This is a genomic window from Neorhizobium alkalisoli (assembly GCF_007829835.1).
GTDB lineage: Bacteria > Pseudomonadota > Alphaproteobacteria > Rhizobiales > Rhizobiaceae > Neorhizobium.
On record NZ_VIWP01000011.1, the window covers coordinates 90,606 to 109,696 of the forward strand.

Sequence of the window (19,091 nt, forward strand, 5' to 3'; positions counted from 1 at the left end):
GACGATGCAGGGGCTCACAGCGCCGTGCTGGTGAAAAATGTATCTCGCCAGATTAGGCCATCGTCAAAACAGCCCGTGGATTGCATCGATCGTCCTTTTTGGCTCGTGCCATAATACCTAACTCTCCTCTTTCCGCCGCGCGGACCACCGCTAACAACACAGCCGCGCGGAACAAGCAGATAGTTGTGTGCTTGCGGCGGCCACAGGAACTGTCGCGACCCTGACGGAAAGGCCGGCGAGTCGCGAGGTGCAAATTTGCACGTGGACTTCGAACGGCTGCCTGCGTTTGTCTTCTCCCATACCCAATCGAGGAGATGATCTTGTCCATGCTCCAGTCGCATTCCCGGCTTGTTCGCAAACTTCAGGACGCACTCGGCGAGCGGCTCTGCATCGCCCTCGACGACCCCGATGTGGTCGAGATCATGCTCAATCCGGATGGCCGGATTTTCATCGAGCGGCTTGGACATGGTGTTGCGCCGGCCGGCGAGATGCCGGCATCCGCCGCGGAAACCGTGATCGGCTCCGTTGCCCATGCGCTTCAGGCGGAGGTCGATGGCGAGCGCCCGATCATTTCGGGCGAGCTTCCGATCGGCGGCCACCGTTTCGAGGGCCTTTTGCCGCCGGTCGTCAACGCACCGGCATTTACGATCCGTCGCCGAGCGTCGCAGCTCATTCCACTCGACGCTTATGTAGCTGCAAGCATCATGACCGCAGCGCAGGCCGGGGTTATTCGCAGCGCCATCGTCAACCGCGCCAACATCGTAATCGCCGGCGGTACCGGATCGGGAAAGACAACCCTTGCCAATGCTGTGATCGCCGAGATCGTCAACGCAGCGCCGGAAGACAGGATGGTGATTTTGGAAGACACATCCGAGATACGCTGCACGGCGGAAAACGCTGTATGCCTGCACACAAGTGAGGCAGTCGACATGGCCAGGCTTCTGAAGAGCACGATGCGTCTTCGGCCGGACCGGATCATTGTCGGTGAAGTTCGCGACGGCGCGGCACTGACGTTGCTTAAGGCCTGGAATACCGGGCATCCCGGCGGCGTAACGACCATCCATGCCAACACCGCGACGTCGGCGCTAAGCCGTCTCGAGCAGCTCACCGCGGAAGTAAGCCAGCAGCCAATGCAGGCCGTGATCGGCGAAGCCGTGGATCTGGTGATTTCTATCGAACGGGCCGGACGGGGCAGGCGGGTGCGCGAAGTGCTGCATGTCGAGGGCTTTTCCGGCTCCCGTTACCAGACAGAAGTTTACCCTAAAACCGAGGAGGACAGCCATGCCGCCTGATCGCACTCTCCGTCTGGGGCTCACTGGCGCATTTTCCTGCGCACTTGCCGGGTCAGCACTCGCCGGTTCAGGTGGAAGCCTTCCCTGGGAAGGCCCGCTTGAACAGATCCAGCAGTCGATTACCGGACCGGTTGCTGGATATATCGCGCTCGCAGCCGTCGCGGTTGCAGGCGGCATGCTAATCTTTGGCGGAGAGCTCAACGAGTTCGCGCGGCGCCTGATGTATGTCGTGCTTGCCGCAGGGATCCTGCTCGGCGCAACGACGATCGTCGGTCTATTCGGATCGACCGGTGCATCGATCGGAATCGCCGCAACCACCGACGGAACAGGGACGCTGCGGCCGGTTTCGCGCGGAAGAGCGGAGGGATGTCATGCCTGATCCCAACACCGGGCTCCAGCGTAACCGCATCCATCGTGCGCTATCGCGCCCGAACCTTCTGATTGGCGCGGATCGCGAGCTTGTGCTCCTGACCGGCCTTTGCGCCATCATCCTCATATTCGTGGTCCTGACCTTCTATTCGGCACTTATCGGCATGGCGATCTGGATCGTCCTGGTTGGTTTGTTGCGCAGCATGGCAAAGGCCGATCCCATGATGCGCCAAGTCTATGCCCGTCATATGCGGTACCGGATACACTATCTGCCGACATCATCGCCCTGGCGCCGGTATTAAGGATTGCCGATGGTTGCCCTTCGCACATTTCGATCGACCGGTCCGTCCTTTGCAGACCTCGTGCCCTATGCTGGCCTGGTCGACAACGGCATCCTTCTCCTGAAAGACGGAAGTCTGATGGCCGGATGGTATTTTGCAGGTCCTGACACTGAAAGCGCCACAGATCTCGAACGCAACGAACTGTCGCGGCAGATCAACATGGTCCTTTCACGCCTCGGCACAGGCTGGATGATCCAGGTCGAGGCTGTGCGCGTGCCGACGACGGAATACCCGGCGTCTGAACGCAGTCATTTTCCTGATGCCGTGACCCGTCTGATCGACGATGAACGTCGACGGCACTTCGCACAGGAGAAAGGTCATTTCGAGAGCCGGCATGCGCTCATTCTAACCTATCGGCCACCGGAACGGCGGCGGTCGGGCCTCGCCCGCTACATCTTTGCGGATGCGGAAAGCCGCTCGGCGAAATATGCGGATGTGACACTCGACGGGTTTCGTCGCTCGATCCGCGAGATCGAGCAATATCTGGCTAATATCGTGTCCCTGCAGCGCATGCGGACCCGCGAGGTGCCCGACCGGGGCGGCAATCGACTTGCGCGTTACGATGAGCTTTTCCAGTTCATCCGGTTTGCCATCACGGGCGAAAATCACCCTGTCCGGCTGCCGGAAATTCCGATGTATCTAGACTGGTTGGCAACAGCCGAACTGGAGCATGGACTGACGCCGCGGGTCGAGGATCGGCATCTCGGCGTCATCGCCATCGATGGCCTCCCAGGCGAAAGCTGGCCCGGGATCCTCAACAGTCTGAACCTGATGCCTCTGACCTATCGCTGGTCCTCGCGCTTCATCTTCCTCGATACCGAAGAGGCCAGGCAGCGCCTGGAGCGAACCCGCAAAAAATGGCAGCAGAAGGTGCGCCCCTTCATTGACCAGCTGTTTCAGACGCAGTCCCGCTCCATTGACCGGGATGCAATGGTGATGGTTGCTGAAACCGAGGACGCGATTGCTGCCGCCGCGTCGCAGCTGGTCGCCTATGGCTATTACACGCCTGTGATCGTGCTCTTCGAGAAAAGCCTCAGCGTACTGCAGGATAAGGCGGAAGCAGTTCGCCGCCTCATACAAGCGGAAGGTTTCGGGGCACGCATCGAGACGCTCAATGCAACTGAAGCCTTCCTCGGCAGCCTTCCGGGAAACTGGTATTGCAATGTCCGTGAACCGCTGATCAACACACGCAATCTCGCCGACCTCGTTCCGCTCAATTCCGTCTGGTCGGGAAGCCCGATTGCCCCGTGTCCGTTCTTCGCCCAGGACGCGCCGCCGCTTATGCAGGTGGCGTCGGGCTCAACGCCTTTTCGCCTCAACCTGCATGTCGACGATGTCGGGCATACGCTGATCTTCGGTCCGACCGGTTCTGGAAAGTCCACATTGCTGGGGCTGATCGCGGCACAGTTCTGCCGCTACGAAAATGCGCGGGTGTTTGTCTTCGACAAGGGAAATTCGATGCTGCCGCTGACGCTCGGCGTCGGCGGCGACCACTATGAGATCGGCGCGGCAAGCCGGGAGGGGCCGCAGCTTGCATTTTGCCCGCTGTCGGACCTGTTCAGCGACACTGACCGGGCCTTTGCCTGCAGCTGGATAGAGACGCTCGTTGCGATGCAGGGCGTCACGATCACGCCCGATCATAGAAACGCGGTCTCGAAGCAAATCGGGCTGATGGCATCGGCCCCTGGCCGCTCCTTGTCCGACTTCGTCAGCGGCGTCCAGATGCGTGAGATCAAGGATGCCCTTTACCACTATACGGTCGATGGTCCGATGGGACAGCTCCTCGACGCGGAAGAAGACGGGCTGACACTCGGACGCTTCCAGTGCTTCGAGATCGAGCAATTGATGAACATGGGCGAGCGTAATCTCGTGCCGGTGCTCACCTATCTGTTTCGCCGGATCGAGAAGCGGCTTGACGGATCGCCTGCGCTCATCATTCTCGATGAAGCCTGGCTTATGCTCGGACATCCGGTTTTTCGCGACAAGATCCGTGAATGGCTGAAAGTGCTGCGGAAGGCAAATTGCGCCGTGGTGCTGGCGACACAATCAATCTCCGATGCCGAACGCTCTGGTATAATCGACGTGCTGCAGGAATCTTGCCCGACCAAGATCTGCCTGCCGAATGGCGCAGCCCGTGAAACCGGCACGCGCGAGTTCTACGAGCGGATCGGCTTTAACGAACGTCAGATCGAGATCGTCGCCAATGCCGTCCCGAAACGCGAATATTATGTGACATCGCCCGACGGACGGCGGCTTTTCGATATGTCGCTTGGACCGCTCACGCTCTCCTTCGTCGGCGCCTCTGGAAAGGCGGACCTTGCGCGCATCCGGGCGCTCTTTTCGATCTATGGTGCGAACTGGGCAGTTCAATGGCTCCAAGAAAGAGGGGTTGGCCATTATGCGTAAAACAATCCGCGCAGTCAGAATGCGAAAGGTGATCGCTGCAGTTGTTTTAATCGGACTTACCGCCTCGGCCGGGCCCGGTCTTGCCTCTGGCGCCCTGACAGGGGCGACCGAGATGACCCAGATCCTCAACAATGGTGAACTCATTTCCCTGGTCGGCCAATCCGGCGAGCAGATCAACAACCAGATCACCCAGATCACCCAGCTTGCGGAGCAGATTGAAAACCAACTGAAGATCTATCAGAACATGCTGCAGAACACGGCACGGCTTCCGAAACACATCTGGGGTGAGGTCGAGGCCGATCTCGATCGCCTACGCACCATCATCAACCAGGGGCAGGGCATCGCCTTTTCGATGGGGAATGCTGACGATCTCCTGAAGCAACGCTTCAAGAGCTATTCAGACCTGAAAACCAGCCTTCCGAATGCCGCCAGCTTCTCGTCAGCCTATCAATCCTGGTCGGACACGAACCGCGACACGATTGCCGGAACACTTCGTGCCGCAAGTCTCGTCGCCGAGCAATTCGATAGTGAAGAGGACACGATGAGCCAGCTCCGGTCGATGTCACAAACCGCCGACGGCCAGATGAAAGCCCTGCAGGTCGGTCACGAGATAGCGGCCCAGCAGGTGGCGCAAATCCAGAAACTGCGCGGCATCGTATCACAACAGGCGACACTGATCGGAACCTGGTTACAGAGCGAGCAGACACAAAAGGATCTCGCCCAGGCACGCCGCGAAACCTTCTTCAATGCGGATACCCAGCCTGTTCCGGCCGGCCAGAAGATGGAGCCGCGCTGGTGATCCGCGTCTTGTGGATCTTTGCGCTTGGCATGGCGGTCGCTGGCATTGCGGGAACACGTGCTGCCAGGCTCGCGGGCGGCAGGCGCCGGAATTCAATACCGGGTCACCAAGTGCAGCCGCGTGCGCAGGAAGGCGGGATCGCGACCGCCGGACAGATGCCGGCGATCACAAAAGATGAGGAGCTGCGACCGAGATGGTGACAATAAACCGCAAGACAGCCCTTTTTCTCGCCGGCGCGGGATTTCTCGCCATGGCAGGGCCGGCCCTTGCCCTCGAAGGCCAGGTGTTGACCGAACTGGAAAACCAGGTCTCGAGCGCCGCCAAGGGATGGGAAAATACCGTGATGAATGCGGCAAGATCACTGTTCTGGATCCTTGCAGGGATCGAGGTCGGCATCGCGGCGGTGTGGCTTGCCATTCAGGCCGCATCGCTCGAAAGCTGGTTTGCCGAACTCGTGCGCCGGATCATGTTCATCGGCTTCTTCGCCTTCGCCCTGACGCAGGGCCCCACTTTTGCCAAGGCCATTGTCGACAGCCTGTTTCAGATCGGAGCCGAGGGCGGATCGGCTTCGCCAGCAGAAGTGTTCGATGCCGGTATCCGCGTCGCCTCGCAAATGTCCGAGCAGGCGAAGTTCGGGCTCTTCGAGGACAATGCCCTGGCAATCGCAGCGGTCCTTGCAATGGGTGTCGTTGTCATCTGCTTTTCCCTGGTCGCTGCGATTTTCGTCTCGGTCATGGTCGAGATGTATGTCGGACTGCTGGCTGGCATGATCATGCTCGGGCTTGGCGGCTCTTCGTTCACCAAGGATTTCGCGATCCGCTATCTCGTCTATGCGTTCGGGGTAGGGATGAAGCTTATGGCGCTCGTCATGATCGCGAGAATCGGCTCCAACGTTCTGCTCGGCCTCGCGCAGGCGCCGATGGCGAGTAGTGACCAGTTCATCTCGACGCTCGCAATTGCGGGCATCTCAGTCGTCATCTTCATCATTGCGATGTACGTCCCGAACATCATCCAGGGCGTGGTGCAAGGTGCTTCCGTTTCAGGTGGGATGGAGACAATCCGCCATGGCGGTCAGGCAGCGTCCTTCGCCGCCGGCGCGGCATTCCTCGGGGCCGGCGCTGTTGGTGCAGGTTTTGCGGCGACACAGACGGCACGGGCCGGCGGCGCGTCCGTGGCCGGGTCACTGCTGCAAGGCATGGGCGCGAGCTTCGGTTCCGGCGCGAGTGCTGTCGGATCGGCGGCTCGGGAAAAGGCGATCGGAGCGCCCGGCGCCTATGCCGGCACTCTTCTTGGCCTTGCCAATGCCAAGCTCGACCAGGCGAGGGGCAGGTCATCGTCGCCCGGAACAATGCCCCAGAGTCCCTATGCACCCTGACACAAGCACAGGATCATGAACATGACACGACATCGCCCATCGGAAAACCCGTATCTGGCCGCGAGGCAGGAATGGTCCGAACGTTACGGTTCCTATATCAAGTCCGCGTCCGCATGGAGAATGACGGGCCTCCTCAGTCTTGCAATGGCCGTGATCGGATTTGGTTACGCGCTTTATCTCAGCACGCAGGTCAAGCTCGTCCCTTATATCGTCGAGGTCGACAGGCTCGGCAACACGGTTTCTGCCGGCATTCCACAACAGATCGAGTATGCAGACGCGCGCGTCGTGCGAGCCACACTTGGAAACTTCGTCTCGTCGTTTCGCAGCATCACGCCGGATGCCGTTGTCCAGAAACAATATATCGATCGCACCTACGCGCTTTTGCGGGCGAGCGATCCGTCGACGCAGAAGGTCAATGCCTGGTTTCGCACAAATTCGCCTTTCGAGAAGGCCGTCAATGCGACGGTCGCGATCGAGGTGAACAACATCGTCGCATTATCGAGCCAGAGCTACCAGGCCGACTGGACGGAATTTGAGCGCGATCGCAAGGGCAAGGAGATTGCAACCCGCCGCTTTCGCGGGATCGCGACCGTCTCGATCACATCACCACAGGACGAAGCAACAATCCGGCTCAATCCGATCGGTCTCTATGTGACGGATTTCGACTGGACCGCGCAACTTTAAGGGCAGGGATCTGCGATGGAGCCAAGATACAGACGTGCAACGCTCGGGTGCCTCATGGGTTTTGCCGTGACGGTGGGCAGCACATGGTCGACTGCCGCACAGAGCCTGACCGGCAACGAGGCAAAGGGCACCAGCCTTTCCGGTAAATGGCGGGGTGGAACGGGCCTCGTCACACGCGGCCCTGACGGAAAGGTCGTATTCCTGTTCGGCGAGACGCAGCCTTCGGTCGTCTGCTCTCCCCTGCAGGTCTGTGATATCGAGCTGCAGGGTGGTGAGATCGTCCGCGATGTGCTGGTCGGTGATACGGTGCGCTGGAAAGTAGAGCCTGCGACATCGGGCGCGGCCAGTGGCCAGGCCATTCATCTGATCGTCAAGCCATCCGAACCGGGCCTCGTGACGTCGATGGTCGTCACGACCTCGCGCCGAACCTACCATATCCAGCTAAAATCGCATCCGTCGCAATATATGGCCCGTGTCGGTTTCGATTATCCCGAGGACACCGGAACGAAGCTCTCCGATATCAATGCTCGCATCCAGACGATGACCGCGCCTGCCGGTGGCGTTCCACCCGAGCAGCTTGCCTTTTCCTATTCGCTGAGCGGAAGCGCGCCGTGGCGGCCTAGACGAGTTTATAGCGACGGGCAAAAGACCTATATCCAATTTCCCCGCACCCTGTCGGGAGGGGATGCGCCGGTTCTGTTCGTCGTTTCGGCAGGGCAGAACCGGATCGTCAATTACCGCTTGAAAAACAACGTCATGATCGTCGACTACAATATCGACAAGGCGATCCTGGTTTCCGGCGTCGGCTGGAAACAGCAGACGATTACCATCCGGCGGGGAGGATGATCGATGACGTCGCGTCGTTTCCTTCTGATTGTTCTTTGCTTGAGCCTTGCCGGATGCCAGAACGCTGAAGATGGGCTGACCATAAATGAAGCGCCCGCAGACGTCAGCGGGCCAGCAGCGAGCGCGATCGCCGGCGATCTGGCCGGACGGTACGCCGAACAGGCCGGAGCGACAGGCGTCCCGATCCGCTTAAATCGAGACATGTCCGATTTTTCTGTCGCGCTGGAAGCAGCACTCAAAGGTTGGGGTTATGCCGTCATCGGTGACAATGGTGAAGCAGGCGCAAAAATGAAAGAAGCGCATAAGCCCATCCGGATGGACTATTCGATCCTGGCGGCCGACGGACAGGTTCTTGCCCGGCTTTCAACAGACAGGATGCAGCTCGGCCGGGCTTATTCGATCAGCAAGGGCATAGCGACGCCGGCAAGCCCGCTTTCCTTGATGAAAAACTGACAGGCAAGGTGATCATGGTTCAGTCGCTGCAGCTCGGTACACCTGATCAATCGATCGACAGGAAAGGGATGAAACGGCTCAATCGGGTGCCGCTTTTTTTCGGGCTCGGGATCCTGCTCCTGTTCCTTGCCGTGCTTGTCTACGGACTGTCTTCGCGCGGCTTTCGGTATGGAAAGCCGTCCACAAACGAAGCCGGTGGGGGCATACCGGCCTCAACTTTCGCCGATCAGCTCAAACGGGGCATCAAGGATGGCATTATCGGTGATGAGGCGGTACCGCAGCCGGTGTTTCAGCCGAGCCCGGTATCTCAGCCGCCGGCCACCGTTCGCCCGGTAGAAAGCCCGACGAAGCTTCAGCCGGCCGATCAACGCAAGCCACGGCTGGAAACGGACGAGGACTGGAATGCCCGAATGCTTCGCGAACAGCGCGAGCAGATTTTTCGGGAGCAACAGCGGCAGCGGATGGCAAGCCTTCAAGCAAAGGGAGCGGCTTTCGACTCCCCCCTGAAGGTCGAGACCGGAAATGTCTCCGCAAATGCCGAAGGGCATCACTCCGAAACGCAAACTCCAACGAATGCCGCCGAGTACCGGAATGCACAGGATCTTTATTCCGAAGCCCTGAAGGCCGGGACTGGAGGCCAGATCGATCAGAACGGCCAGACATCCAAGGAAGACTTCTTCAACGCTGATATCAAGGAACTCGGTTATCTGCCTGGCCGTGTCGTTCCGTTGCAATCACGCTTTGAGCTGAAACGCGGATCAGTCATTCCCGCAACGCTGATCACCGGCATCAATTCCGACCTACCGGGGCGCATCACTGCGCAGATCAGCCAGAACGTCTATGACAGCGCGACAGGCCATTTCATTCTGGTTCCACAGGGAGCGAAATTGCTCGGTCGTTACGACAGCAAGGTGTCGTTCGGCCAGAACCGCGCACTCGTCATATGGACCGATATCATCTTTCCTAATGGAGCAACCTTGCAGATCGGCGGCATGGCCGGCACGGACTCTGAGGGATATGGCGGCTTTAACGACAAGATCGACAATCACTATCTTCGCACATTTGGATCGGCGGCGCTTGTGGCGCTGATCGGCACGGGGATCGACATGTCACTGCCGGAAAGTTCGACGCTCGCCACACAAGATACTGCCTCCGATGCCGCGCGGCGAAACTTTGCCGAAGGTTTCGGGCGGGTGGCGGAACAGACCATCTCGAAAAACCTCAGTGTTCAGCCGACGATCAGGATCAGGCCGGGTTACCGCTTTAATGTTCTGGTCGACCAGGACGTGATCTTTCCCGGTTCCTATGCTGATTAAACCGCTATCGCAATGTGATCCCGGCTCGGCCCAATATGCTCTGGTTGGCTGACTTCACATACATCCGCATCGCAGTCGGCTTTTGCTATCTCGTCGTCATTCTCGATGCTTGCGGCCGGAAAATCGTCGGCTATGGCCTGTCAAAACGCCTGGATACGCCGCTTGCTTGGCAGCATTGCGGTCAGCACTCAAGAACAGAAAGCCCGGCTGTATTCACCACACGGACCGAGGATGCAATACGCGAGCGAGACCTACCGACGAGCGCTCGATGAAGCTGATCTAAGACGTCTCACGGAACTAGGGCGCAGGATCCGATAGGGGACCCTTCCCCGCCTGAAAAATTGTTCAGTCCGCCCCAGTCGAGTCCGTGGTGGGGGAGCGTAGACGCTCGACGCGGCTTCCAGGAACAGCCTACAAGGGCTTTCGACCCGCCCCCTATGTGCTTTTTACGGAAGAGCGGCAGCGCGTGAAACTAGGGGACGATATATCGGCCCGCGCAAGTTGAGGACGGTGCCGGTACACGATTTTCCAGAGCAGTGGGACGTTTTCTGGTTTGGACTTTCCCATCAGGACGATCATCACCGAGCCGGCGCGCGGGCCTTTACGGGAAAGTTAGGCCGCCAGTCCCAACAACACCGAATTTACGGCGAAAGTTACGCGACCCTGAGCACGATCTTGCCCTGAACATGCTCTTGCTCCAGTGCACGCTGTGCTGCGGCCGCGTCTTCCAGCGGAAAGACTTTGTGAAGAACGACGTTGACCTTGCCCTGATCGATAAGCTCACCGATTTCGGCGAGCTGCCTTGCGTTCGGATTGACCATGAAGCCAACTGCACGAACCTTCGACCGCTCTGCCGCCGCCTTGTCCGGCTCTCCAAGCGTCGAAACGATAACACCGCCCTCCTTCAGAATGGCGAAAGACCGATCCTGTGTCTCGCCGCCGATGAGATCAAGGACGAGATCAACCGGGTCAATGACCTCCTCAAACCGTTCCGAATGATAGTCGATGACTTGGTCGGCGCCGAGCTCCTTGGCAAGGCTCGCATCTGCGGGCGAAACCGTGGTCGCCACCCATGCACCCTTCGCCTTGGCGAACTGAATGGCAAAGTGGCCGACGCCGCCGCCGCCGCCATGGATCAGAACGCGCTGGCCGGCCTTGAGATTTCCATTCTGAAACAGCCCCTGCCATGCGGTCATGCCGGCGAGCGGAACGGCCGCAGCCTCGTCGAAGCTCAAACCGGCGGGCATACCAACAAGCTGGGATACGGGGATGGACGCGAATTCTTCGTACCCACCGTGCTTGGCATCGAGCATCGCGAAAATTCTGTCGCCGACCTTGAACTCTGACACCCGATTTCCGACAGCGGCGACTTCGCCCGCGAGATCACGGCCGAGCGTCAGTGGCAGGTCATCCTCGCCGACCATGGCATATTCCCCTTTGCGGGTTTTCCAGTCGACGGGGTTGACGCTCGCAGCCATCACCTTGATCAGCACCTCATGGCCGCCGGGCTCTGGTCGTTCGACCCTTTCGAGTCGCAATACGTTTTCCGAACCGAACTCGTGAATTCTGACCGCTCTCATCGATGGCATCATAAACTCCATGATCTGTTGGTAGAGTTTATTCAACACATTGGAGCGGGGATTGTTTCAGACGAATGCGGTCCGTCGGCTGCCTCGGCTACTTGCCGGTGCGAATGTCACGAAACTGATACGGATCAAAGGTAGGGCCCAAGGCGTTGCAGCTGGAAAAGACCCTGCAACGCTCATAGAGCCTAGTGACCTAGGGCCCCGAAACTGTGAAAATCAATATCGAGGCTATGAACGCTATATCCGAGATGCTGAAGAGGCTTCGGGTGAGGCCACCGTCGCAGATCAAGTTCCGCACCATCGCCAACGCGCCGATGACGGCGAAGTTTTCGAAGAACGAGCTTCTCCACGCTCTTCACGCGCTGGAATATGAAGGATCGATTGCCCTTCACGACGATCACAGCTTCAGCGTTTTAAAATAGCCGCTCGTAGTCCGCGGGGCGGATCTCGTCTGATGCAGATCGTTAGGGCGCAGACGGGTCTCCGCCACCTCCCGTGGCCTCCGCACCGATCAACGGTCGCTTATTTCGCCCGGGCGGGGCGTGTTTTGACGGCGACGATACCCATTTCACGGTCGAGCTTTTTCTTGGCGAGCTTACGCGCGCGGCGCACACCTTCCGCCTTTTCACGCGCTCGTTTGACGGAGGGTTTCTCGTAATACTCTCGCTGGCGCATCTCGCGAAGCACGCCTTCTCGCTGCAGCTTCTTTTTGAGAACGCGAAGCGCCTGATCGACATTGTTGTCGCGGACAAGTATCTGCACGGTTATCCCTCAAGACGTGGAAAGGCGTTTGCCGCAAGCCATTGCCTCATCTTCTGTGCATTGGCAATACGGCTCGACGATGCTCGCGGAGAATTTTGCCAAGCCTGCTGAAATCGTCCCTATGGGACGAAGCGAATGGCCAAAATGCGGATTTCGATTTCCCGCTCAAGACGCGCGATATCGTCCAGTGCTGCTTCGATCACAAGGTTGAGCTGTTCGCGTGGTATGGTGCTGAGCTTGTGGGCGAGCGTCTTGCGAAGGTCTCGACCATTTATGCTTTCGCCATTATCAATCTGGTCTAAATCAGAGGTTCGACAGGATCGCAGGAGTGCGCTTCTCGGCCGGCAAGTCCTGGAGCGCGATGTTCGTCTCCAGATTGCTCACATCCCGCGGATTTCACCAGGAAGTCCACGGAGGAAATCTCGCAGGCCTTCGTGGCCGGCAGCCTCAGCTGCCTCAGCGACCGTGAACCAGGCGCGAGGGCGAAGTCCGTGCTCGGGATAGGCGTCTTCGATGGATTTCACGGTGACCAGATGCACGATGACCCTATACCGGTTGGCGCTGCTGTCCTTGGAATAGAGAAACGAGCCGAGGATGGCGTCGGATATCTCGCCGCGTATGCCAGCCTCCTCAAAGGCTTCACGGGCGGCGGCGCTATGGGATGTCTCACCTGGATCGATATGGCCTTTTGGCAATCCCCATCTGCCGTTGCGTCTGCTGCCGACCAGAAGAACTTGCCGCTCACCTGTGGCCGACAGCCGAAGACAGAGAGCGCCTGCCTGGTCGATGACGGGCGCCCCACCCGGCTGCAGATCTCGTCCCTTGATATTGCGTCGCATTTTCCTGTCCATGTCGATCACTTCCGGGCGCGTTGCTACCGTCATAGCCATTACAGGAAGATGAACTATATCGGGACGATGTGCGTTCATGCGCGTGGATAAACATTTACGGAGTGCAGTCTTGGCCGAAGTCGAACTGAAACTCGAAATCGATCCGGGTGATCTCGACCGCCTGCTTGCATCAAATGTTCTTGGCGAGCCGACCGAGACGATCGAGCAGCATTCGACCTATTTCGACACTGATGATAACGCGCTGTATGCCACCGGGTTCACACTACGCATCCGACGTGTCGGTGAGACCCGGGTCCAGACCGTCAAGGCGACGGGGGCTTCAGCTTCCATATTTGCTCGCAACGAATGGGAGACGCACGTCACGCAAGACCAGCCGGCCATCGAACATACCAGTCCTCTTGCCAACGAATTCGGTGATGAGCTCGCCCGGCTTGAGGCCAAATTCGAGGTCATCAACCACCGGCGTGTCTGGGCGGTCGAGGAGAACGGGTCGCAGATCGAGCTCGCTCTGGATGAAGGCGCCGCCGAGGCGATCGATCGAAAAACGCCCTTTGTCGAACTTGAGCTGGAGCTCAAGGACGGAAAGCCGGAGGATCTTTTTGTCCTGGCGCGCAAGATCGAGGCGGTTGTGCCAGTCAGGTTCGGTGTCCTGGCAAAGGCGGAACGTGGGTTTCGATTGCTGGATACCTCCCGCACCGTGGTGAAAGCAGAGCCGATCGAGCTGGACAGAGGTTCGTCTGCCGCCGCCGCATTCGTCGAGATTGCAAGTGCCTGTTTCCGGCAGTTCCGGTTGAACGAAACGATCCTCCACGCCCGGCGCAATCCAGAATCGCTCCACCAGGCACGGGTCGCACTGCGGCGCCTGCGCTCGGCCATCACCCTCTTCAAGCCGATGCTGCACGATGAAGAGGCAAAGCGGCTATCGGGTGAATTCCGCTGGCTGGCCGGGGTCTTGGGCGAGGCACGCAATATCGACGTGCTGCTGCCGAAGGCCAAAGCCGGGAAACTTAGAGATCGCCTGGCGGAAAGCCGTGTGATTGCATATGAGGAGGTCGTGGCGGCGCTGGATAGTGCGCGGGCAAGAGCCCTGATGCTCGATTTCAACGAATGGGTTCATTGCGGGAACTATCGCAAAAATCCGGCAACTCGCGATGTCCGGGAATGCCCGGCGGCCGAGTTTTCGGCAAAGGTGTTGGACCGGGCCAGAAAGAAGCTGAAAAAACATGGGCGCGATCTCGCCGGCATTGATGATGAGCATCGCCATGAAGTTCGCAAGGATGCCAAAAAACTCCGCTACGCGGCAGAATTCTTTCGATCGCTTTACGCCGATAAACAAAGCGCGCGCCGATACAAGCGTTTCGTGAAGGCCATGGAGGCGTTGCAGGACGAGCTCGGCCTGCTGAACGATCTGGCTACTGGCCCATCCGTTTTGGACAAGCACGGGCTCACCAATCTGCCGGATGCGGAAAAACTGATCCTGCACGCCGACAAGCGCTCCCTGATCGACCAAGCTCAAACCGCGCTGGATGATGTCCTGGACGCAAAGCGCTTCTGGCGCTGACGGTCGTCAGACCGTCAGACCGTGAGCTTCCAGGGCTTTGAAGAGCTCGGTCTCACCCACCGGTTTGATCAGGAAGGTGGCATCCACGGGAAGTGTCGTAGCATCTGGATTGTATCGTCCGGAAATAACGATGATCCGGCAATCAGGCCAGCGGTCACCAACCCGGCGCGCCAGTTCCAGTCCATCCATCGAGCCCGGCATGTCGATATCGGTGATGAGCGCTGAGACATCCGCTTCAAGCAGGATCGCCCAGGCCTCGTCGGCATTGGCCGCTTCCAGCACCGCGTAGCCGGCGTCTTGCAGGGTATCGGCGAGATCCATCCGGATCAGACCATCATCTTCGACGACCAGAAGTGGTCCCTTTGTTGATAAGGCCATATCAGTGCTCCTTCTGGAAACCGGCAAGATCGGCCGAAATCGAAAATCTCAGGCCGTCGGCTTCGTAGTCGATCGACAACTGACAATCCGCTGTGCCGTTGAGGCCGGCTCTGATCAAGCGACTGCCTGTCCCTTCTTTTTCGGGTTTCGACACAGGTGGCCCGCCGGTTTCTTTCCACTCGAGCTTGAAGCGATCGCGGTATGGGCCGCCGACGCGCCAGGTCAACGTAACGCGGCCGTCCGGACTGGAAAGCGCACCGTATTTTACGGCGTTGGTGGCCAATTCATGCAGGATCAGCGATAGCGAAAGGGCCGGTCGAGACCCTACGGTCATATTCGGGCCGGCCACGAGAATGCGCGGACGGTCGGGATTGTCATGAATGGCGGTCATCTGGCCGACGAGATCGCCGACCCTTGAATGACCGGTTCCCCCTTCGATGATCGCATCGTGCGATCGGCTTAGAACCGCAATCCGATCGCTGAGGTTCGTGCGCGCGGTCTGCATGTCGGGTGCATATCGTAATGTCTGCGAGGCGATTGCCTGGACCATGGCGAGCTGGTTTTTCAGTCGGTGGCCGAGCTCGTAGGCGAGCAGCTCGCGATGCTTTTCTTCCGCCCTTAGCGCCGTGACATCGCGGGCCTGCACGAGAATTCCCGTGATGCAGCCTTCGGCGCTGCGTGTCGGCTGGTATACGAGATCGATGAGACGGTTCTGCTCTTCGCCCTCAGGACCCCGGTTCAGCTTGACCGGCAGGTTCTTTGCGATGAACGGATCACCGGTCTTAAAAACACCGTCCAGGATTCCGATGAAGCCCTGCCGGATCACCTCGGGCACGGCGTCTGCGACCGTTTTACCGATGATCTCACGCCCAACGCCGATCATCGCGTAATATTCTTCATTGGCGTATTCGAAGACGTGATCTTTGCTCGTCAGCATGGCGATGCCGCCCTGGCTGAGCTCGAAGACCTGCATGAAGCGTTCCTTGAGGTCATCCTGCACACGACGGGCGCGCACCTCTGATGTTGTCTCAGTGCAGGCGCAGAACATGCCCAGCACCGAGCCCCACGGATCGCGTACCGGCGTATAGGAGAACGCGAAATGGGTTTCTTCGGGATAACCGTTGCGGTGCATCGTGAACTGGATGTCGTCCATCGACGTACCCTGACCGGCATAGGCCGCCGAGATGATCGGCTCGACCTGGTCCCAAATATCATGCCAAAGGGATTGGAAACTTTTACCGAAAGCGGCTGGATGGCGGTTGCCGCACATCGCGGCATAGCCGTCATTGTAAAGCGTGGTCTGCTCCGGACCCCAAACGATCAGCATCGGCTGCAGCGAGCCGAGCATGACGCTGGTCAGTGTCTTGAGCTCAGGCGGCCACGACGATTGCAGTCCGAGCGGAGACGCCGCCCAATCGAAGTCCTCAAAGATCGTCGCGCAGCCACTGGGTGGAAACTGAATGTTCAAAGCTGGCTGTGATCCTGATGTTAAGCCGTGGCTGATATATGGGAAGGGCAGGGCATTTGGAAAGGTTGGATCGCTGTAGGCAGTTAATTCGGGAGGATTGTCAGGCCGGTGTTTCCGATCGGTTCAAATCTATCGCGCCGTTCGGCATGGGAATATGCGAATATAGACATTAAAGTCGCATGGCCCTAATGTCTTTCTCACCGTTCGCAGACTGTTAGGGCGCGGACGGCTGGGAGTTCATCCGCTCTTGCCCCAAGCTGGAGTGTATCCATGTCTATCTCCATTGAAATCACTCCCGTCGAAATCGAAACCTCGAAAATTGCGACACCCCTGTCGACGCTGAACAGGGCGATTGCAGCGATGGGACGCGCCGAGAGTTTCGAAGATGTAGTTGGAACGCTGCGCGCCACTGTGCGATCGCTGATCGGCTGTGATGGGGTTGCTATCATCCGCCGCGACGGCGATCTCTGCCACTACATCGAAGAAGATGCGATCGGCCCGTTATGGAAGGGCCATAAGTTTCCTGCTTCGGCCTGTATCAGCGGCTGGGCGATGATCCATCGGCAGACCGTGCTGGTGCCGGATGTAGCGAAGGACGACCGTATCCCGTACGAGCTCTACCGAGACACGTTCGTCAAATCCGTCGCGATGGCGCCTGTTCATGTCGAAAATCCGATCGGCGCCATCGGGGCCTATTGGGCGAGACCATATTCGCCGGCCGAGTGGGAAGTTGATGTGCTGGAAACGCTCGCGGGAGCGGCCGCCATCGCAATCGAGAAGACCCAGGCGATCCAGACCGTCGCCAACGCTGATATGCGGCTTGATGGGAATGGTGCGGAAGGCGCGGCAGACTTTTCCAAGGATATCGCGCGGGTCGCCGGCATTGCCGCGGTGCCAACGATCCTCGATGTGGTCCTGCGCATGACGGGAATGGGCTTTGCTGCTGTCGCCAGGGTTACCGATGATCGCTGGATCACCTGCCAATCGCTCGACCATGTCGGCTTTGGTCTTAAGCCCGGCGACGAGCTTCCGGTCGAGAGCACGCTCTGCGATGAAATCCGCGGCCATCGTCAGCCGATCGTCTTCGATGATGCCGCCGAAGAACCTCTCTACCGAGACCACCACACGCTGAGAATTTATGGTCTGCGCAGCTACATCTCCGTGCCGATCATTCTGGCTAACGGCCAGTTTTTTGGGACGCTCTGCGCCATCGATCCCAATCCGGCGAAGGTCAATAATCCGCAGGTCATTGGCACCTTCAAACTGTTTGCTGAACTGATTGGCCATCACCTCTATACGGACGACCGCCTCAAGGCGACGGAAGAGCTGCTCGAACGCGAGAAGGGTCTGTCCGAGCTGCGCGAGCAGTTCATCGCCGTTCTTGGCCATGACCTGCGCAATCCGATTGCCGCGGTCGACGCCGGCACCTCGCGCCTCCTGAAGGAAGGCTGGACCGCCCGCAGCCCTCTCGTCCTGAAACTGATGAAGGCCAGTATTTCGCGGATGATCGGCCTTGTCGACAACGTCATGGACCTGGCCCGGGCGCGAATGGGCGGAGGGATCACCCTCGATCTGGCAGAGGACGATCTTGGCCTCACTCTTCGCCATATTGTCGAAGAGCTGCAGCTATCCCATCCCGATCGCGAAATCGCTATTTCTCTTGATCTTCCGGGAGCACTTGCCATCGACAGACTGCGGCTTGCCCAGCTGTTTTCCAATCTGGTGTCGAATGCCATCACCCATGGTGTTGAGACCGAGCCCGTCAGGATTGTTGCTGGCGTGAATGGCAGGATGCTGGAAGTGTCTGTCGCGAACGGCGGGCAGCCGATTTCGGAAGAGACGATTGCCAAACTGTTTCAGCCCTTCCGGCGCGGCGATCTGCGGCCGAGCATGCAGGGACTGGGTCTCGGTCTGTTTATCGCCTCGGAGATCGCCACAGCTCATGGCGGGGCGATTGTCGTGAAGTCGGATGAGATGGAAACCCGCTTCACCTTCCGCATGCCGTTGGCAGGGTGAGGCTGTGGCCGAAATGCGGCGCCAGATAGGTTCGGCGGTCTCAGGGCTGACTTCTTATGAACACATTGGTCGCGTAGAAGATTTCATCGGCATTGCTGATGAGCGCTGAATGAATTCGCCGCTCGCAATGCTTCGTCGCGATCTGGCTTTGACCACGGATGTACTGGCATTGGTAAAGAGGCGACGATGAGGAAGGTCGGTGCGATTTCGCCCCGGCCTTTTTTGTTGTCGCCACGTCCAATCATTTAGATGGTGCGTCGGTAATTGTATGATTTCGCGGTAGTTCGAAACCAAGGGTCACTGGTTCGTATCAGTTCAAGACCTGACGTCTGACCAAATGGGCTATTGATGCAGGCGTTTTTGTCGATTTAAACACTCAAATCCGGAAGCCGGCCACCTCATTGATTATACTAGATTCGACAAAATGGTGTAATTACTCTAGGCATACGAAATGGCCATCTTGTCTTGCGCCGAACAGATCGCCTCACTTCATACTCAGAGTTCGACATCGCGATGTGGAAGGGTCAACCATCCTGCTAACAACGTCCTACTATACTAGATTTGTGAAAACGATATAGAGGTCGCAGT

Annotated in this window: 20 protein-coding genes; 15 read left to right on the forward strand and 5 right to left on the reverse strand. The window is 58.6% G+C overall.

Annotation, left to right across the window (positions count from 1 at the left end; all coding sequences use genetic code 11):
- Positions 1 to 320 precede the first annotated feature (320 nt).
- From trbB to FHW37_RS34725, 11 genes are all read left to right on the forward strand, one after another.
- Entirely contained in the window at positions 321 to 1,292 is a 972-nt protein-coding gene (gene trbB / locus FHW37_RS27970; protein WP_145642428.1) for a P-type conjugative transfer ATPase TrbB, read from the forward strand.
- A complete protein-coding gene (locus tag FHW37_RS27975) occupies positions 1,282 to 1,671 on the forward strand; it encodes a TrbC/VirB2 family protein (RefSeq protein WP_145642430.1) in 390 nt (129 codons plus the stop codon). Before trbB ends, FHW37_RS27975 begins: the two co-directional genes overlap by 11 nt.
- On the forward strand, positions 1,664 to 1,963 hold the full coding sequence (locus tag FHW37_RS27980) for a conjugal transfer protein TrbD (protein ID WP_145642431.1): 300 nt from the start codon (positions 1,664 to 1,666) through the stop codon (positions 1,961 to 1,963). Before FHW37_RS27975 ends, FHW37_RS27980 begins: the two co-directional genes overlap by 8 nt.
- A gap of 9 nt (positions 1,964 to 1,972) precedes the next feature.
- Positions 1,973 to 4,408 carry a conjugal transfer protein TrbE gene (locus FHW37_RS27985; protein ID WP_145642433.1) on the forward strand — a complete coding sequence of 812 codons (2,436 nt, stop codon included), beginning with the start codon at positions 1,973 to 1,975 and terminating at the stop codon, positions 4,406 to 4,408.
- Between the two features lie 19 nt (positions 4,409 to 4,427).
- The gene (trbJ, locus tag FHW37_RS27990) at positions 4,428 to 5,207 is read left to right on the forward strand and encodes a P-type conjugative transfer protein TrbJ (protein ID WP_432442909.1); all 780 of its coding nucleotides are present in this window, start codon (positions 4,428 to 4,430) and stop codon (positions 5,205 to 5,207) included.
- A 193-nt stretch (positions 5,208 to 5,400) separates the two neighbouring features.
- The gene (gene trbL, locus FHW37_RS27995) at positions 5,401 to 6,582 is read left to right on the forward strand and encodes a P-type conjugative transfer protein TrbL (protein WP_145642435.1); all 1,182 of its coding nucleotides are present in this window, start codon (positions 5,401 to 5,403) and stop codon (positions 6,580 to 6,582) included.
- Positions 6,583 to 6,603: 21 nt separating this feature from the next.
- Positions 6,604 to 7,266: a conjugal transfer protein TrbF gene (locus FHW37_RS28000; RefSeq protein ID WP_145642437.1), complete on the forward strand. Its 663-nt coding sequence runs from the start codon at positions 6,604 to 6,606 to the stop codon at positions 7,264 to 7,266.
- Between the two features lie 15 nt (positions 7,267 to 7,281).
- Entirely contained in the window at positions 7,282 to 8,112 is an 831-nt protein-coding gene (gene trbG, locus FHW37_RS28005) for a P-type conjugative transfer protein TrbG (protein WP_145642440.1), read from the forward strand.
- A gap of 3 nt (positions 8,113 to 8,115) precedes the next feature.
- Positions 8,116 to 8,565 (forward strand): conjugal transfer protein TrbH, encoded by a 450-nt coding sequence (gene trbH / locus FHW37_RS28010; RefSeq protein WP_145642442.1) that lies wholly within the window; start codon positions 8,116 to 8,118, stop codon positions 8,563 to 8,565.
- Positions 8,566 to 8,579: 14 nt separating this feature from the next.
- Positions 8,580 to 9,881, forward strand: coding sequence for an IncP-type conjugal transfer protein TrbI (gene trbI, locus FHW37_RS28015; protein WP_145642445.1), 1,302 nt, complete (start codon positions 8,580 to 8,582; stop codon positions 9,879 to 9,881).
- Between the two features lie 35 nt (positions 9,882 to 9,916).
- Positions 9,917 to 10,153, forward strand: a complete 237-nt coding sequence (locus tag FHW37_RS34725) for a hypothetical protein (protein WP_432442908.1) — start codon at positions 9,917 to 9,919, stop codon at positions 10,151 to 10,153.
- Positions 10,154 to 10,534: 381 nt separating this feature from the next.
- Here FHW37_RS34725 and FHW37_RS28020 read toward each other — a convergent pair whose 3' ends face one another.
- A complete protein-coding gene (locus tag FHW37_RS28020; RefSeq protein ID WP_246690957.1) occupies positions 10,535 to 11,470 on the reverse strand; it encodes an NADP-dependent oxidoreductase in 936 nt (311 codons plus the stop codon).
- Between the two features lie 263 nt (positions 11,471 to 11,733).
- Here FHW37_RS28020 and FHW37_RS33775 point away from each other — a divergent pair, with 263 nt between their 5' ends.
- Positions 11,734 to 11,889 carry a hypothetical protein gene (locus FHW37_RS33775; protein WP_186458440.1) on the forward strand — a complete coding sequence of 52 codons (156 nt, stop codon included), beginning with the start codon at positions 11,734 to 11,736 and terminating at the stop codon, positions 11,887 to 11,889.
- 100 nt (positions 11,890 to 11,989) lie between these two features.
- Here the strand turns inward: FHW37_RS33775 and rpsU are convergent, their stop codons facing one another.
- Complete coding sequence (gene rpsU, locus FHW37_RS28025) at positions 11,990 to 12,229, reverse strand: 30S ribosomal protein S21 (RefSeq protein WP_145642449.1); 240 nt, start codon at positions 12,227 to 12,229, stop codon at positions 11,990 to 11,992.
- 95 nt (positions 12,230 to 12,324) lie between these two features.
- Here rpsU and FHW37_RS28030 point away from each other — a divergent pair, with 95 nt between their 5' ends.
- Positions 12,325 to 12,531 carry a hypothetical protein gene (locus tag FHW37_RS28030; RefSeq protein ID WP_145642451.1) on the forward strand — a complete coding sequence of 69 codons (207 nt, stop codon included), beginning with the start codon at positions 12,325 to 12,327 and terminating at the stop codon, positions 12,529 to 12,531.
- 78 nt (positions 12,532 to 12,609) lie between these two features.
- On the opposite strand, the gene FHW37_RS28035 is transcribed toward FHW37_RS28030, so the two are convergent.
- Entirely contained in the window at positions 12,610 to 13,068 is a 459-nt protein-coding gene (locus FHW37_RS28035; protein ID WP_186458441.1) for an NUDIX hydrolase, read from the reverse strand.
- 121 nt (positions 13,069 to 13,189) lie between these two features.
- On the opposite strand from FHW37_RS28035, the gene FHW37_RS28040 reads away from it, so the two are divergent.
- The gene (locus FHW37_RS28040) at positions 13,190 to 14,641 is read left to right on the forward strand and encodes a CHAD domain-containing protein (protein ID WP_246690958.1); all 1,452 of its coding nucleotides are present in this window, start codon (positions 13,190 to 13,192) and stop codon (positions 14,639 to 14,641) included.
- Between the two features lie 6 nt (positions 14,642 to 14,647).
- Here FHW37_RS28040 and FHW37_RS28045 read toward each other — a convergent pair whose 3' ends face one another.
- Positions 14,648 to 15,019 (reverse strand): response regulator, encoded by a 372-nt coding sequence (locus FHW37_RS28045; RefSeq protein WP_145642455.1) that lies wholly within the window; start codon positions 15,017 to 15,019, stop codon positions 14,648 to 14,650.
- 1 nt (position 15,020) lies between these two features.
- A complete protein-coding gene (locus FHW37_RS28050; protein ID WP_145642457.1) occupies positions 15,021 to 16,487 on the reverse strand; it encodes a PAS domain-containing sensor histidine kinase in 1,467 nt (488 codons plus the stop codon).
- A 270-nt stretch (positions 16,488 to 16,757) separates the two neighbouring features.
- Between FHW37_RS28050 and FHW37_RS28055 the strand changes: the two genes are divergently transcribed.
- Positions 16,758 to 18,503 carry a GAF domain-containing sensor histidine kinase gene (locus FHW37_RS28055; protein ID WP_145642459.1) on the forward strand — a complete coding sequence of 582 codons (1,746 nt, stop codon included), beginning with the start codon at positions 16,758 to 16,760 and terminating at the stop codon, positions 18,501 to 18,503.
- Positions 18,504 to 19,091 lie beyond the last annotated feature (588 nt).